The organism is Streptomyces sp. NPDC001137 (genome assembly GCF_040298885.1).
Taxonomy (GTDB): domain Bacteria; phylum Actinomycetota; class Actinomycetes; order Streptomycetales; family Streptomycetaceae; genus Streptomyces.
On sequence record NZ_JBEPBA010000019.1, the window covers coordinates 46,111 to 60,098 of the forward strand.

At 69.6% G+C, this 13,988-nt stretch carries 13 protein-coding genes and 2 tRNA genes; 6 read left to right on the top strand and 9 right to left on the bottom strand.

Translation table 11 applies throughout. The features are described 5' to 3' along the window. Nucleotides 1–264 precede the first annotated feature (264 nt). On the bottom strand, nt 265–1,107 hold the full coding sequence (locus ABT254_RS31405) for a DUF8083 family protein (protein ID WP_351477381.1): 843 nt from the start codon (nt 1,105–1,107) through the stop codon (nt 265–267). A gap of 222 nt (nt 1,108–1,329) precedes the next feature. Here ABT254_RS31405 and ABT254_RS31410 point away from each other — a divergent pair, with 222 nt between their 5' ends. Continuing rightward, complete coding sequence (locus ABT254_RS31410) at nt 1,330–2,433, top strand: Leu/Phe/Val dehydrogenase (RefSeq protein ID WP_351477384.1); 1,104 nt, start codon at nt 1,330–1,332, stop codon at nt 2,431–2,433. Nucleotides 2,434–2,723: 290 nt separating this feature from the next. Next, the gene (locus ABT254_RS31415) at nt 2,724–2,984 is read left to right on the top strand and encodes a DUF3073 domain-containing protein (protein ID WP_351477387.1); all 261 of its coding nucleotides are present in this window, start codon (nt 2,724–2,726) and stop codon (nt 2,982–2,984) included. A gap of 74 nt (nt 2,985–3,058) precedes the next feature. Here ABT254_RS31415 and purM read toward each other — a convergent pair whose 3' ends face one another. From purM to ABT254_RS31440, 5 genes are all read right to left on the bottom strand, one after another. Further along, complete coding sequence (gene purM, locus ABT254_RS31420) at nt 3,059–4,126, bottom strand: phosphoribosylformylglycinamidine cyclo-ligase (protein ID WP_351477390.1); 1,068 nt, start codon at nt 4,124–4,126, stop codon at nt 3,059–3,061. A gap of 42 nt (nt 4,127–4,168) precedes the next feature. After that, on the bottom strand, nt 4,169–5,698 hold the full coding sequence (purF, locus tag ABT254_RS31425; protein WP_123966093.1) for an amidophosphoribosyltransferase: 1,530 nt from the start codon (nt 5,696–5,698) through the stop codon (nt 4,169–4,171). A gap of 61 nt (nt 5,699–5,759) precedes the next feature. Further along, a complete protein-coding gene (locus ABT254_RS31430; RefSeq protein WP_351477394.1) occupies nt 5,760–6,557 on the bottom strand; it encodes an META domain-containing protein in 798 nt (265 codons plus the stop codon). A gap of 40 nt (nt 6,558–6,597) precedes the next feature. Continuing rightward, entirely contained in the window at nt 6,598–7,395 is a 798-nt protein-coding gene (locus tag ABT254_RS31435; RefSeq protein ID WP_351477396.1) for a maleylpyruvate isomerase family mycothiol-dependent enzyme, read from the bottom strand. 10 nt (nt 7,396–7,405) lie between these two features. Next, on the bottom strand, nt 7,406–8,044 hold the full coding sequence (locus ABT254_RS31440; protein WP_351477398.1) for a TetR/AcrR family transcriptional regulator: 639 nt from the start codon (nt 8,042–8,044) through the stop codon (nt 7,406–7,408). 77 nt (nt 8,045–8,121) lie between these two features. On the opposite strand from ABT254_RS31440, the gene ABT254_RS31445 reads away from it, so the two are divergent. Then, nucleotides 8,122–9,615 (top strand): MFS transporter, encoded by a 1,494-nt coding sequence (locus ABT254_RS31445; protein ID WP_351477401.1) that lies wholly within the window; start codon nt 8,122–8,124, stop codon nt 9,613–9,615. Nucleotides 9,616–9,768: 153 nt separating this feature from the next. On the opposite strand, the gene purL is transcribed toward ABT254_RS31445, so the two are convergent. From purL to purS, 3 genes are read right to left on the bottom strand one after another with little or no spacing between them, the layout of a single operon-like run. Continuing rightward, nucleotides 9,769–12,027, bottom strand: coding sequence for a phosphoribosylformylglycinamidine synthase subunit PurL (gene purL, locus ABT254_RS31450; protein WP_351477404.1), 2,259 nt, complete (start codon nt 12,025–12,027; stop codon nt 9,769–9,771). Then, nucleotides 12,024–12,704 carry a phosphoribosylformylglycinamidine synthase subunit PurQ gene (purQ, locus tag ABT254_RS31455; RefSeq protein WP_351477407.1) on the bottom strand — a complete coding sequence of 227 codons (681 nt, stop codon included), beginning with the start codon at nt 12,702–12,704 and terminating at the stop codon, nt 12,024–12,026. Before purQ ends, purL begins: the two co-directional genes overlap by 4 nt. Continuing rightward, nucleotides 12,701–12,964: a phosphoribosylformylglycinamidine synthase subunit PurS gene (gene purS / locus ABT254_RS31460; protein ID WP_007383088.1), complete on the bottom strand. Its 264-nt coding sequence runs from the start codon at nt 12,962–12,964 to the stop codon at nt 12,701–12,703. Before purS ends, purQ begins: the two co-directional genes overlap by 4 nt. Before the next feature lie 280 nt (nt 12,965–13,244). On the opposite strand from purS, the gene ABT254_RS31465 reads away from it, so the two are divergent. The 3 genes from ABT254_RS31465 (at nt 13,245) to ABT254_RS31475 (ending at nt 13,912) form a co-directional block, all read left to right on the top strand. Then, complete coding sequence (locus tag ABT254_RS31465) at nt 13,245–13,562, top strand: histone-like nucleoid-structuring protein Lsr2 (RefSeq protein ID WP_266682268.1); 318 nt, start codon at nt 13,245–13,247, stop codon at nt 13,560–13,562. Between the two features lie 124 nt (nt 13,563–13,686). Then, nucleotides 13,687–13,758: transfer RNA gene (locus ABT254_RS31470), tRNA-Gly, on the top strand. A gap of 81 nt (nt 13,759–13,839) precedes the next feature. Beyond that, a tRNA-Gly gene (locus tag ABT254_RS31475) sits at nt 13,840–13,912 on the top strand. Nucleotides 13,913–13,988 lie beyond the last annotated feature (76 nt).

Consider the following 13,988-nt stretch of genomic DNA (forward strand, 5'->3'; position numbering starts at 1 on the left):
GATTCCGCCCACAGTGGTACGCACCGGGACGGACGGAGCCCTCCCCGGACTCCTTGTCCTATTTTGGCACGAGGAGGGGCAAGGGACGCAAGGGCCGCGTAAGTGCGGTCCATCACGCTTGGCACAGCTTGAGATGAACGCCCGGATCGGGACCTACGTCCCATGTTGACGAAACCTCAGGAAACTCAGAGCACACTTCGGTGCGAGGACGAAACCCCAAAACGGGCGATTCGTCAAACGTCAGTTCGTTACCTGAGATGGCTCTCAGTTGGCCGAGCGCCGGTCCCGGACCGCCCGCCAGCGCTCCACCAGCCGCGCGTACGCCGCCCCCGCGGCCGCCCCGTCGCCCTGCCGCAGCGCCTCGATGCCCTCGGCGACGTCCGCCGCGGAGTGGTCGTCCTCGAGCTCGCCGGCCGGCAGCGTGTGCACCAGGCCGCCGTAGTCCAGCTCCACCGTCGAGCGCGGGTGGAACTCCTCCAGCCAGCGCCCCACGTCCACCAGGCCGTCGATCAGCGGCCCCTCGTCGATGCCGTCCTTGAGGGCCCGCAGCGCCCGCGCCACCCGCCGCCGCGCCTGCACCATGGGCGTCTGGTAGCGCAGCATCGGGGGGATCTCGCCGGAGCCCTTGTCGAAGCGCCGCTCCTCGTCCGCCACCAGCACGAACCAGTGCAGCGGGACCTGCCAGGTCGCCGTGCGGATCCACGGGCGGGCGTCCGGGTTGCGCACCAGCCAGCGCTCGTAGTCCTGGGTCGCCTGGCGGCGTACGACCTCCGGGAGCACCGCGTCCAGCACCGGCCTCGGCAGCTCCTCGGGCAGCTCCTGGAGGGCCTGCCAGCCGCGCAGCCGGGTCCGCCAGGGGCATACGCACAGCACCCCGTCGGCCTCCAGCACGAAGGCGTCGCTGCTCTCGTGCACCGGCACCGGGATCGGCGGGGTCGGCACCAAGTCGGCCAGGGAGCGGCGCAGTTCGTCCTGGTACGAGGGACGGTCGGCGCGCCGGGCGTAGCGCGCCCAGTGGCTGCGCTCCGGCTCGGGGAAGGCGGCCAGTGGCTCGTACACGCGCAGGTACGTCGCGTACGGGACGATCACCGAGGACACCTTGGGCACGCCTGCTCCCTCCCCCGCCCACCACCGGGAAAACCTGCCGAACCCGCTCACAAACCGGCGGGAAATCTATGCAAATCGTCGCACGGACGTACTCCGCGAGTGGGTGATCCTGAGCACTGCGCGGTGACGGGGGCGCCCAGGCTCTAATCTCATGCTCACAGCACCCGCCACCCGCACGGGAGCTGGTCTCCGACCGCCGCTAGCTACTCAGGAGTCACCACAGTGACCGACGTAACCGGCGCACCTGCTGATGTACTGCACACCCTGTTCCACTCGGACCAGGGCGGACATGAGCAAGTCGTGCTCTGCCAGGACCGCGCCAGCGGTCTCAAGGCCGTCATCGCCATCCACAGCACCGCCCTGGGCCCCGCCCTCGGTGGTACCCGCTTCTACCCGTACGCGACCGAGGCGGAGGCCGTCGCCGACGCGCTGAACCTCGCGCGCGGGATGTCGTACAAGAACGCCATGGCCGGTCTCGACCACGGCGGCGGCAAGGCCGTGATCATCGGCGACCCGGAGAGGGACAAGGCCGAGCAGCTGCTGCTCGCCTACGGGCGCATGGTCGCCTCCCTCGGCGGGCGCTACGTCACCGCGTGCGACGTCGGTACGTATGTCGCCGACATGGACGTCGTGGCCCGGGAGTGCCGCTGGACGACCGGACGCTCCCCGGAGAACGGCGGCGCCGGCGACTCCTCCGTCCTCACCGCCTTCGGCGTCTACCAGGGCATGCGGGCCAGCGCCCAGCACCTGTGGGGCGACCCCTCGCTGCGCGGCCGCAAGGTGGGCATCGCGGGCGTCGGCAAGGTCGGCCACCACCTGGTCCGGCACCTGCGCGACGAGGGCGCCGAGGTCGTCATCACCGATGTGCGCGAGGAGGCCGTGGGACGGATCCTCGCCGCGCACCCGCAGGGCGTGAGCGCCGTCGCCGACACCGCGACCCTGATCCGCGCCGAGGGCCTGGACATCTACGCCCCCTGCGCGCTCGGCGGTGCCCTGAACGACGACACCGTGCCCGCGCTGACCGCGAGGATCGTCTGCGGTGCCGCCAACAACCAGCTCGCCCACCCAGGCGTCGAGAAGGACCTCGCCGACCGCGGGATCCTCTACGCGCCGGACTACGTGGTGAACGCCGGCGGTGTCATCCAGGTCGCCGACGAGCTGCACGGCTTCGACTTCGAGCGGTGCAAGGCGAAGGCGGCGAAGATCTTCGACACCACCCTGGCCATATTCGCACGTGCGAAGACGGACGGGATTCCGCCGGCCGCGGCGGCCGACCGGATCGCCGAGCAGCGGATGCACGAGGCCGCCGCGGGGCGCAGTCTCTGACCTTCGGGAGGTTTGGCCGGTACCCGTCGGCGCACACTTAGAGAGAACTCTCACGTTCGTCGGCGGGTCGCCTGCCGAGAAGTGGTTAAAATCGCGGTTGACCAGCGGGGACGGGGCGCCCCGAGGGTCCTGGACCCGGGCCCGTCCTGCGGGCGACGTACCGTATGGGCGCGGGCTCAGGTACCGTGGAAGCCCTACGGACCGGTCTCTCCGCGGAGAGCCCGTTCCAGATCATGAACGCGTGTCAAGACTCTGGGGCCGTCGAGCCCCGTCACCGAGGGGGTCGAGCCATGGGGCGCGGCCGGGCCAAGGCCAAGCAGACGAAGGTCGCCCGCCAGCTGAAGTACAACAGCGGCGGGACTGACCTGTCGCGTCTGGCCAGCGAGCTGGGCGCTTCGACTTCGAGCCAGCCGCCGAACGGCGAGCCGTTCGAGGACGACGAGGACGAAGACGACCCGTACGCCCAGTACGCGGATCTCTACAACGACGACGATGAGGACGAGGACGACGAGTCCGGTCCCGCGTCGTCACAACATCGCCGCGGCGCTTGACGCACTAGCTGTGCTTGACCCGGTCCGGGGTGGTCCACACCACCGGACCGGGTTTTGCGCTGTCCCAGCGGCCGTCAGGCGCTGTAGTCGCCGACCAGCTCCGCGCCCGTGGCGTGGTCCCCGCGGTCGGTGATCTCTCCGGCGACCCATGCCTCGACCCCGCGGTCGGCCAGAGTCGCCAGGGCCACGTCCGTGGACTCCTCGGGGACGATGGCGATCATGCCCACGCCCATGTTGAGGGTCTTCTCCAGCTCCAGGCGCTCGACCTGACCCGTCCTGCCGACGAGGTCGAAGACCGGGGCCGGGGTCCAGGTGGAGCGGTCGACGATCGCGTGCAGCTCGTCGGGGATGACACGGGCGAGGTTCGCGGCGAGGCCGCCACCCGTGACATGGCTGAACGCGTGCACCTCGGTGGTACGGGTCAGGGCCAGGCAGTCCAGCGAGTAGATCTTGGTCGGCTCCAGCAGCTCCTCGCCGAGGGTGCGGCCGAACTCCTCGATCCGCGCGTCGAGCGACAGACCCGCCTGGTTCAGCAGGACGTGCCGGACGAGCGAGTACCCGTTCGAGTGAAGCCCGGAGGCCGCCATGGCGATCACCGCGTCACCCGTACGGATACGATCCGGGCCCAGCAGCCGGTCGGCCTCCACGGCGCCCGTCCCGGCGCCGGCGACGTCGAAGTCGTCCGGGCCGAGCAGCCCCGGGTGTTCGGCGGTCTCGCCGCCCACGAGAGCGCAGCCGGCCAGCACACAGCCCTCCGCGATGCCCTTGACGATCGCGGCCACCCGCTCGGGGTGGACCTTGCCGACGCAGATGTAGTCGGTCATGAACAGCGGCTCGGCGCCGCACACCACGATGTCGTCCATGACCATCGCGACCAGGTCGTGGCCGATGGTGTCGTACACACCCAACTGGCGCGCGATGTCGACCTTGGTGCCCACACCGTCGGTGGCGGAGGCGAGGAGGGGACGCTCGAAGCGCTTGAGGGCGGAGGCGTCGAAGAGGCCGGCGAAGCCGCCGAGGCCGCCGAGGACTTCGGGGCGCTGCGTCTTCTTCACCCACTCCTTCATCAGCTCGACGGCGCGGTCGCCCGCTTCGATGTCGACGCCCGCGGCTGCGTAGCTGGCACCAGTTGTCTCAGACATGGCTATGAGAGCTTTCGTGTCGTACTGCAGGTAGGGCGGGCTCTACGGGCGACGGATCGCGTCGGCCGCGGCCGTGGCCGCGGGACCCGCGGCCAGCTCCGTCTCCAGCAGCTGCTTGCCGAGCAGCTCGGGGTCGGGGAGCTCCATCGGGTACTCGCCGTCGAAGCAGGCGCGGCACAGGTTCGGCTTGGCGATGGTGGTCGCCTCGATCATGCCGTCGATGGAGATGTACGCCAGCGAGTCGGCGCCCAGCGAGGTGCCGATCTCGTCGATGGTCATGCCGTTGGCGATGAGCTCGGCGCGGGTGGCGAAGTCGATGCCGAAGAAGCAGGGCCACTTCACGGGCGGCGAGGAGATCCGGATGTGGACCTCGGCGGCCCCGGCCTCCCGGAGCATCCGCACCAGCGCCCGCTGGGTGTTGCCGCGCACGATCGAGTCGTCGACGACGACCAGGCGCTTGCCCTTGATGACTTCCTTCAGCGGGTTCAGCTTCAGACGGATGCCGAGCTGGCGGATCGTCTGCGAGGGCTGGATGAAGGTCCGGCCGACGTACGCGTTCTTCACGAGACCCGCGCCGAAGGGGATGCCGGAGGCCTCCGCGTAGCCGATGGCGGCCGGGGTGCCGGACTCCGGGGTCGCTATGACCAGGTCGGCCTCGACCGGGGCTTCCTTCGCCAGCTTGCGGCCCATCTCCACGCGGGAGAGGTACACGTTCCGGCCGGCGATGTCGGTGTCCGGGCGGGCCAGGTACACGTACTCGAAGACACAGCCCTTGGGCTTCGCTTCCGCGAATCGAGAGGTGCGCAGGCCGTTCTCGTCGATGGCGACGAACTCGCCCGGCTCGATCTCACGGACGTAGCTGGCGCCGCAGATGTCGAGGGCGGCGGACTCGGAGGCGACGACCCAGCCGCGCTCCAGACGGCCGAGGACCAGCGGGCGGATGCCCTGCGGGTCACGGGCGGCGTAGAGGGTGTGCTCGTCCATGAAGACGAGGGAGAAGGCACCGCGCACCTTCGGGAGGACCGTGTGGGCGGCCTCCTCGATGGTCAGCGGCTTGCCGTCCGCGTCCTCCTGGGCGGCGAGCAGCGCCGTCAGCAGGTCGGTGTCGTTGGTGGCCGCCACGCGCGGGGTGCGGCCGCCCTCCTTCTTCGGGAGGTCGGCGACCATCTCGGCGAGCTGGGCCGTGTTGACCAGGTTGCCGTTGTGGCCGAGCGCGATGGAGCCGTGCGCGGTGGCGCGGAACGTCGGCTGGGCGTTCTCCCACACGGAGGCGCCGGTGGTCGAGTAGCGGGCGTGACCGACCGCGATATGACCCTGGAGCGAACCGAGCGAGGTCTCGTCGAAGACCTGGGAGACGAGGCCCATGTCCTTGAAGACGAGGATCTGGGAGCCGTTGCTGACCGCGATACCCGCGGATTCCTGGCCCCGATGCTGGAGGGCGTAGAGCCCGAAGTAAGTGAGCTTGGCGACCTCTTCACCGGGAGCCCAGACTCCGAAGACGCCGCAGGCGTCCTGAGGGCCCTTCTCACCGGGGAGCAGATCATGATTGAGTCGACCGTCACCACGTGGCACGGCTCCGAGTGTAGGCGAGATCGACCACTGGTCCGAATTGGGGATACCTGCCGCCAATGGATCACTGCTCGGCGACCGCCTTGGCGGTTTCTCCGTTTGCGCTGGTCAGCGTGAGGGTTTGCTGATCCAACCCGTAGCTGACGGTGCCGTCGAAGAGGCGCAGGAGGCCCTTCTCCGTATGCATGAGTGAGGTGTCGCACATCATTCGTGTGGTGGACGGGGCGCCGAGGGTGATATGTCCGTCGCGGACCGTGGCGTTCGCGGTGACGTGGTTGCAGCCGAGGCGGCCGGTGACCTTGCCGGACTTCTTGTCGAAGGTGAGGTACGCGGACGACTTCTGCCGGCTCGGCAGGCCGGTCGCCGTGCCGTTGGAGTCACCGAGTGCCGTGATCGTCCACTTCGTCCCGTACAGCGGGGCGCTCTTCTCCTGGGGCTCCTCGGTCAGCCGGATGCGGTCGCCGTCGTGGGTGGTGAGCGTCAGGCCGTCGTCCTTGGTCTCGACCGTGAGCGCGTGGTCGGTGAGGGTGGCGGCGAGGGCCCGCTCGAAGGCCATGCGCCGGGGCTCGCAGGCCATCAGGGTCTGGCGGGCGTTCGTCAGTTCGACGCGGTGGTCCTTGAAGGCGGCCTTGGCGCCGAACTCGTTGCAGCCGTAGTTGCCCACGGCGGTTCCGTCGGCGCGGATCCGGAGGTCGGCGTCGGACGGAGCGCGCCGGGTGGTGCCGTCCACGGTGACGCTGTCGACCTTCCAGTGGACGCCGGACACCTCCGACGCGACGGAGGCGCTGCCCGTGTCGCTTCCGCACGCCATGACGAGCGGAAGCACGATCAGGACGGCGAGGGTGAGTCGCTGTTTGTCCATGCCGATGGGACGGGAGGGACGGGAGACCGGTTCCCCCCGTTCACCTCATCAGCGGCAGCAGCCCGCTCAGGTCGGCCCGTTCCCCGCTGGCGCTGACCCGGGCCTCCTGGATGGCGTCCGCCCAGGTCAGGCGCCCGGTCGCGAGCCGGATCCAGGTCAGCGGGTCGGTCTCGACGACGTTCGGCGGGGTGCCACGGGTGTGCCGGGGGCCCTCGATGCACTGCACGACGGCGTACGGCGGGATCCGCACCTCGGTGGAGGCGCCGGGCGCCTTGGCGGCCAGGGCGTCGGCGAGCAGCCGGGTGCAGGCGGCGAGGGCCTGGCGGTCGTACGGCACCTCCAGGCCCGGCACGGCGGCGTTCAGGTCGTCGGTGTGGACGACGAGTTCGACGGTGCGGGTGACGACGTAGTCCGCGAGGGGCACGGCGCCGAAGTTGGTCTCCAGGAGACGGCTGCCGGGGTGCTCGTCGAGCAGCCGGCCGAGGCTCTGCTCGATGTCCGCGAGATAGGCGCCGAGGTCGGTGTGCTGCTCGGCGAGGTGCCGGGTGAACTCGTCGATGGCCGAGGAGTTGGCGGCGGTGGCGAAGGCCCAGTCGAGCAGCACGGCGTCCTGCTTGGCGGGCTCCGGCTTGTCGAGCGACCGGTGTACGGCCGTCACCGCCATCCCGATGTGCGCCACCAGCTCCCGCACGGTCCACTCACCGAGCCGGGTGGGGAGCGCGAACTGCTCGGGGGACAGCTTCCGTACGGTCTCCCGTACGTTCCCGAGCTGGGCGAGGACCGCGGCGCGGACCTTGGCCGGGTCGTAGGTGCGGGGGCGCTTCTTGGCCGGAGGCATGGCGGCGAGCCTATGCCTTCACGGCGTAGCCGCTCAGCCCCTTTTCGACCAGGTCGAAAGCCTGCCGGGCCCGCTCCGCGGCATCGGCGGCGACCTCGTCGGCGGTCTCACCGCGTGCGATGCGGGCGTGATGCTCCTCGATGAGGGCGTTGCGGGCGGCGCTGAGCATGGCGGCGGCGACGGTGGCGAGCATGGGGTCGCCGGTCTCCTCGGCGAGCAGCGCGGCCAGGTCTCGGGTGCCCTTCTGGGCGGAGAGGAAGGCGCGCTCCATCAGGACCGGGGTGCCGAGGACGAGTTGGCGCAGCTGCCGGCCGAGCGGTTCGGGGTGCAGCCCGACCGAGGGGTCGCGGGCCTCGGCCATCTCCAGGAACTGCCGGCGCACCGCCGCCACGGCGGACTCGCCGGCCCGGCGCTCGCGCACCGCGCGGGCCGCGTCGGCGAAGTGCTCCTCCATGGGCAGGAAGACGAGGTCCTCCTTGGAGCCGAAGTAGTTGAAGACGGTCATCTTGGAGACCTCGGCCGCGTCGGCGATCTCCTGGACCGAGACGGCGTCGAACCCGCGCTCGATGAACAGCTCGACGGCCACCTGCCAGATCCGCCGCGCGGTCTGCGCCTTCTTGCGCTCCCGCAGCCCCATCGCTTCAGCCATACCCTCACTGTACCAAGGCGAATTTTAAGCCGAGATGAAACATTGACTCAGTACACAAAAGGGTTCATGGTGGTGTCATGACCGAGACCCAGCGCAAAGTCGCCTTCGTCGTCTGCCTGCTGACGATCGTCCTGGCCCTGCTGGACATGCAGATCGTGTCCGCCGCGACCGTCCCGATCGTCCGGGACCTCGACCCCGGCCACGGCATCGACAAGATCCCGTGGCTGGTCAGCGCCTACGCGCTGGCGTCGGCGGCGTTGCTGCCGCTGTACGGCAAGCTGTGCGACGTCGTCGGCCCGAAACGCGTGTTCACCGGCGCGATCGCCACCTTCCTGCTCGGCTCCGCGCTGTGCGGCGCCGCCCAGTCGATGGCGCAGTTGATCGCGGCCCGGGCCGTGCAGGGCCTGGGCGGCGGTGGCCTGATGAGCGTGACGATGGTGGTCATCGCCCACCTCAAAGGCCCGGAGGAGAAGAGCGCCGACAGGGGCACCAACCTGGGTGGCCTCATCGCCGGCGGGGCCATGGCGGTCGGCCCCTGGATCGGCGGCCTGCTGGCCGATCACGCCAACTGGCGCTGGATCTTCTACGTCAACCTGCCCGTCGGTGTCGCCGCCCTGACCGGCGCCGCACTCGTCCTGAAACTCCCCGAGCACCACGTGCGCCGCCCGGTCGACTACGCGGGCGCCGCGCTCGCGGCCGGTTTCTCCAGTGCGCTGCTGCTGGTGACGGACTGGGGCGGGAAGCGGTACGCGTGGACGTCTCCGGTGATCACCGGGATCCTCCTGACGGGGGTCGCGGCACTCGCCCTCTTCCTCTGGCGGCAGCTCCGCGCCCCCGAACCGGTTCTGCCCCTCCCTCTGTTCAAGATCCGCGAGGTGCGCCTGGGCTTCGCCGTTCAGGCCATCATGGGCGGGGCGATGATGTGCGCGATCTACTACGTCCTGATCTACCTGCAGGTCGCCCGCGGTATCACCAGTTCCTCAGCGGGCCTGTACCTGGTCCCGATGGCCGCCGGCCTGGCGACGGTCGGCCTGCTCACCGGCCCGCTCACCGCACGCGGCTGGACGGCCCGCACCTTCACCCTCACCGGCACGGCCACCAGCGCCGTCGCCTTCGCCCTCCTCGCCACGACGACCGCCCCGCACACCTCACTCTGGCTGATCCGCGGTGAACTCTTCCTGGCCGGCGCCGGCTTCGGCCAACTGGTCGGCCAGCTGATCCTCCTGGTCCAGAACGCCGCCCCACACCACCAGCTGGGCGTCGCCACCAGCGGCATCCGCTTCTTCCAGACCCTCGGCAACGCCCTGGGCACCGCCCTCTTCGGCACCGTCCTGGCCCGCCTGTACGCCGCCCACGGCCCCGGCGGTGACATCAGCACGCTGGCCCGGCTCACCGGGGCCGCTCACCAGGACGGAGTGCAGGCCTTCACCGACGCGACGCAGGCGGTCTTCTGGGGCGGGGCGGCACTGATGACGCTGGCAGCCGTACTGGCGCTGCGGCTGCCGACGTCCCCGCCGGCCGAGGGCGGCACTCCGAAGACCGCGCTGGAGCACCAGCCCGCTGGGGCCTGACCACTCACGGGCGATCATCCGTGCGAGTGATCACCGGCGAAGGCCGCCCCCGCTCGCCCGGAAGGGGGTGGAACAGCGAGAAGGTGTCCGCCGACCAGCCGAGAAGGCCCCGCCCGGATGATCCGGGCGGGGCCTTCACCGTCGTACCACTGCCTACGCGAGCAGCGCCGGGATCGTCCCCTCGTGGGCCTCGCGCAGCTCCTCCAGGGACAGTTCGAACTCGCCCTGGAGCTCGACCGAGTCGCCGTCCACGACACCGATGCGCGTGACGGGCAGACCCCGCGCCCCGCACATGTCGTTGAAGCGGACCTCCTCGGAGCGCGGCACGGCGACGACCGCGCGCCCCGCCGACTCGGAGAAGAGGAAGGTGAAGGCGTCGAGCCCGTCCGGTACGACCAGGCGCGCGCCCTTGCCGCCGAGCAGCGCCGACTCGACCACGGCCTGGATGAGGCCGCCGTCGGACAGGTCGTGCGCGGAGTCGATCATGCCGTCGCGGGAGGCGGAGATCAGGATCTCGGCGAGGAGGCGCTCGCGCTCCAGGTCGACCTTCGGGGGCAGACCGCCGAGGTGGTCGTGGATCACCTGCGACCAGGCCGAACCGCCGAACTCCTCACGGGTGTCGCCGAGGAGGTACAGCAGCTGCCCCTCCTCCTGGAAGGCGACCGGCGTGCGGCGGGCCACGTCGTCGATGACGCCCAGGACCGCGACCACGGGCGTCGGGTGGATGGCCACCTCACCCGTCTGGTTGTAGAGCGAGACGTTGCCGCCGGTCACCGGGGTGCCGAGCTGCTGACAGGCGTCGGCGAGACCGCGGATGGCCTCCGCGAACTGCCACATCACGGCCGGGTCCTCGGGCGAGCCGAAGTTCAGGCAGTCGGAGACGGCCAGCGGCTTGGCGCCGGTCGTGGCGACATTGCGGTACGCCTCCGCGAGGGCCAGCTGCGCGCCCGCGTACGGGTCCAGCTTGGCGTACCGGCCGTTGCCGTCCGTCGCGATCGCGACACCGAGGCCGGACTCCTCGTCGATGCGGATCATGCCCGAGTCCTCGGGCTGGGCCAGCACCGTGTTGCCCTGTACGAAGTGGTCGTACTGCGAGGTGATCCACTTCTTGGAGGCCTGGTTGGGCGAGGCCACCAGCTGCAGGACCTGGTCCTTCAGCTCCGCCGAGGTCGTGGGCCGCGCCAGCTTGCCCGCGTCGTCCGCCTGCAGGGCGTCCTGCCAGTCCGGGCGCGCATAGGGCCGCTCGTAGGTCGGGCCCTCGTGCGCCACGGTCCGCGGGTCCACGTCGACGATCTTGCCGCCGTGCCAGTAGATCTCCAGGCGGTCGCCGTCGGTCACCTCACCGATGACGGTGGCGATGACGTCCCACTTGTCGCAGATCTCCAGGAACCGGTCGACCTTCTCCGGCTCGACGACCGCGCACATGCGTTCCTGCGACTCGCTCATGAGGATTTCCTCGGGCGAGAGCGTGGAGTCGCGCAGGGGTACGTCGTCCAGGGTCACGCGCATGCCGCCGGAGCCGTTGGAGGCCAGCTCGGACGTGGCGCAGGACAGGCCCGCCGCGCCCAGGTCCTGGATGCCGACGACCAGCTTCTCCTTGAACGCCTCCAGGGTGCACTCGATGAGGAGCTTCTCCTGGAAGGGGTCGCCGACCTGCACGGCGGGACGCTTGGACGGCTTGGCGTCGTCGAAGGTCTCGGAGGCCAGGATCGAGGCGCCGCCGATGCCGTCGCCGCCGGTCCGGGCGCCGTACAGGATGACCTTGTTGCCCGCGCCGGACGCCTTCGCCAGGTGGATGTCCTCGTGCCGCATCACACCGATGGCACCGGCGTTGACCAGCGGGTTTCCCTGGTAGCAGGCGTCGAAGACGACCTCGCCGCCGATGTTGGGCAGGCCGAGGCAGTTGCCGTAGCCGCCGATACCGGCGACGACACCCGGGAGGACCCGCTTGGTGTCGGGGTGATCAGCGGCACCGAACCGCAGCGGGTCGACGACCGCGACCGGGCGGGCGCCCATCGCGATGATGTCGCGCACGATGCCGCCCACGCCGGTGGCCGCGCCCTGGTAGGGCTCGACGTACGACGGGTGGTTGTGCGACTCGACCTTGAAGGTCACGGCGTAGCCCTGGCCGACGTCGACCACGCCCGCGTTCTCGCCGATGCCGACGAGAAGGGCATCCGACTGGGGGGCCTTCTCGCCGAACTGGCGCAGGTGCACCTTGCTGCTCTTGTACGAGCAGTGCTCGGACCACATGACGGAGTACATGGCGAGCTCGGCACCGGTGGGCCGGCGGCCGAGGATCTCGACCACGCGCTCGTACTCGTCCTTCTTCAGGCCGAGTTCGGCCCAGGGCAGCTCGACGTCGGGGGTCGCGGCCGCGTGCTCGACCGTGTCCAGAGGCGTCCGGCTCATGCGCCCACCAGCTTCTTGAGGATCGAGGTGAAGAAGGGGAGGCCGTCGGTGCGGCCAGAGCCGATGAGGGGCTCGACGGCGTGCTCCGGGTGCGGCATGAGGCCTACGACGTTGCCGGCCTCGTTGGTGATGCCGGCGATGTCGTTGAGCGAGCCGTTGGGGTTGAAGTCCAGGTAACGGAAGGCGACGCGGCCCTCCGCCTCCAGCTTGTCCAGCGTGTACTGGTCGGCGACGTACCGGCCGTCCATGTTCTTGAGCGGGATGTGGATCTCCTGGCCCTGCTCGTAGTCCACGGTCCAGGCGGTGTCCGCGTTCTCCACCCGCAGCTTCTGGTCGCGGCAGATGAAGTGCAGGTGGTCGTTGCCGAGCATGCCGCCCGGGAGGAGGTGGGCCTCGGTGAGGATCTGGAAGCCGTTGCAGATACCGAGCACCGGAAGGCCGGCCTTCGCCTGCTCGATGACCGTCTCCATCACCGGCGAGAAGCGGGAGATGGCGCCGGCCCGCAGATAGTCGCCGTAGGAGAAACCGCCCGGAAGGACGACCGCGTCCACCTGGTGGAGGTCCTTGTCCTTGTGCCAGAGGGCGACCGGTTCCGCGCCCGCGAGGCGGATCGCGCGCTGGGTGTCCCGGTCGTCGAGGCTGCCCGGGAAAGTGACGACGCCAATACGAGCGGTCACTTCGCGGCCTCCGCGACTTCCTCCACCTTGACGGTGAAGTCCTCGATCACGGTGTTGGCGAGGAAGGATTCCGCAAGATCGTGGATGCGGGCGAGGGCGGCCTCGTCGACCGGCCCGTCAACTTCCAGTTCGAATCGCTTTCCCTGACGTACGTCGGAGATGCCGTCGAAACCCAGACGCGGCAGTGCGCGCTGCACCGCCTGGCCCTGGGGGTCGAGGATCTCCGGCTTGAGCATGACGTCGACTACGACGCGTGCCACGTGCACTCCCGGTGGTGTGGTGCGGAGCAGGTTCCTGCAGTGGTTTCAGACTACCTGCACAAAATTTCTACGCGCGTCGACTTGTAGGAAACTACGTGACGGCTGTCACGATCCGGTGTGGCGGCCCGTCCCTCCAGAAAATTTCCGGGAAAGATCCCGGATCGACATCCGAAACCTATTGCGCTCGGACACGCGGGAGGATTTAGTCGGGCTTCACATTGCATTGTCGGGCACTGTACAAATGAATTGTCAGCGTGCCGCACGAAGGGACCGATTATTCGTGGCGCAGAAGGTCGTGGTCACTCTCTTTGACGACATCGACGGCTCGGAAGCGGCGGAAACGATCGCCTTCGGACTCGACGGCAAGTCGTACGAGATCGACCTGAATCAAGCCAATGCCAAGAAACTGCGTAAGGCGCTCGAGCCGTACGTGGAGGCCGGCCGCAAGCGGTCGAAGTCGGGCCGGACCTACCGGCAGACGGAGGTCGCCCCCGATCCGGCGGCCGTCCGCGCCTGGGCCCAGGCCAACAAGATGGACGTCCCCGCCCGCGGCCGGATCCCCAAGAAGGTCTACGAGGCGTTCAGCGCGGCCCAGTAGCCGCCGCCCGACGACCGGTCACCGGCCCCTCGGGAGAACCGACTTGCGCTGCACCCCTCCTGGTCAGCTAGAGTCTGGAGCACGCCGAGGGGCAAGGCCGAAAGGCCCGGCTCACGGAGTACATGCGGGTGTAGTTCAGTAGCAGAACATCCCCCTTCCAGGGGGAAGGCGCAGTGTGCAATTCCTGTCACCCGCTCTGCACCGCCGGTCAGAACCACTCTTGTGGATCAGGTAGGCTGGTGCTCGCGCCGATCGGTGGGAGCCGGTCGGAGGCAATGCGGACGTAGCTCAGTTGGTAGAGCGCAACCTTGCCAAGGTTGAGGTCGCGAGTTCGAGCCTCGTCGTCCGCTCTGACGGAAGGCCCCAGTCTTATGACTGGGGCCTTCGTCGTGTTCAGTGCCTCTCCCTCCGCCCCTCTGACATTTG

Excerpts from the sequence above, each read along its gene's own strand:
- ABT254_RS31435 (WP_351477396.1), bottom strand. The coding sequence starts at position 7,395 with ATGCCTCCGGCCAAGAAGCGCCCCCGCACCTACGACCCGGCCAAGGTC.
- ABT254_RS31445 (WP_351477401.1), top strand. The coding sequence starts at position 8,122 with ATGACCGAGACCCAGCGCAAAGTCGCCTTCGTCGTCTGCCTGCTGACG.
- ABT254_RS31415 (WP_351477387.1), top strand. The coding sequence starts at position 2,724 with ATGGGGCGCGGCCGGGCCAAGGCCAAGCAGACGAAGGTCGCCCGCCAG.
- purL (WP_351477404.1), bottom strand. The coding sequence starts at position 12,027 with ATGAGCCGGACGCCTCTGGACACGGTCGAGCACGCGGCCGCGACCCCC.
- ABT254_RS31440 (WP_351477398.1), bottom strand. The coding sequence starts at position 8,044 with ATGGCTGAAGCGATGGGGCTGCGGGAGCGCAAGAAGGCGCAGACCGCG.
- purM (WP_351477390.1), bottom strand. The coding sequence starts at position 4,126 with ATGTCTGAGACAACTGGTGCCAGCTACGCAGCCGCGGGCGTCGACATC.
- ABT254_RS31430 (WP_351477394.1), bottom strand. The coding sequence starts at position 6,557 with ATGGACAAACAGCGACTCACCCTCGCCGTCCTGATCGTGCTTCCGCTC.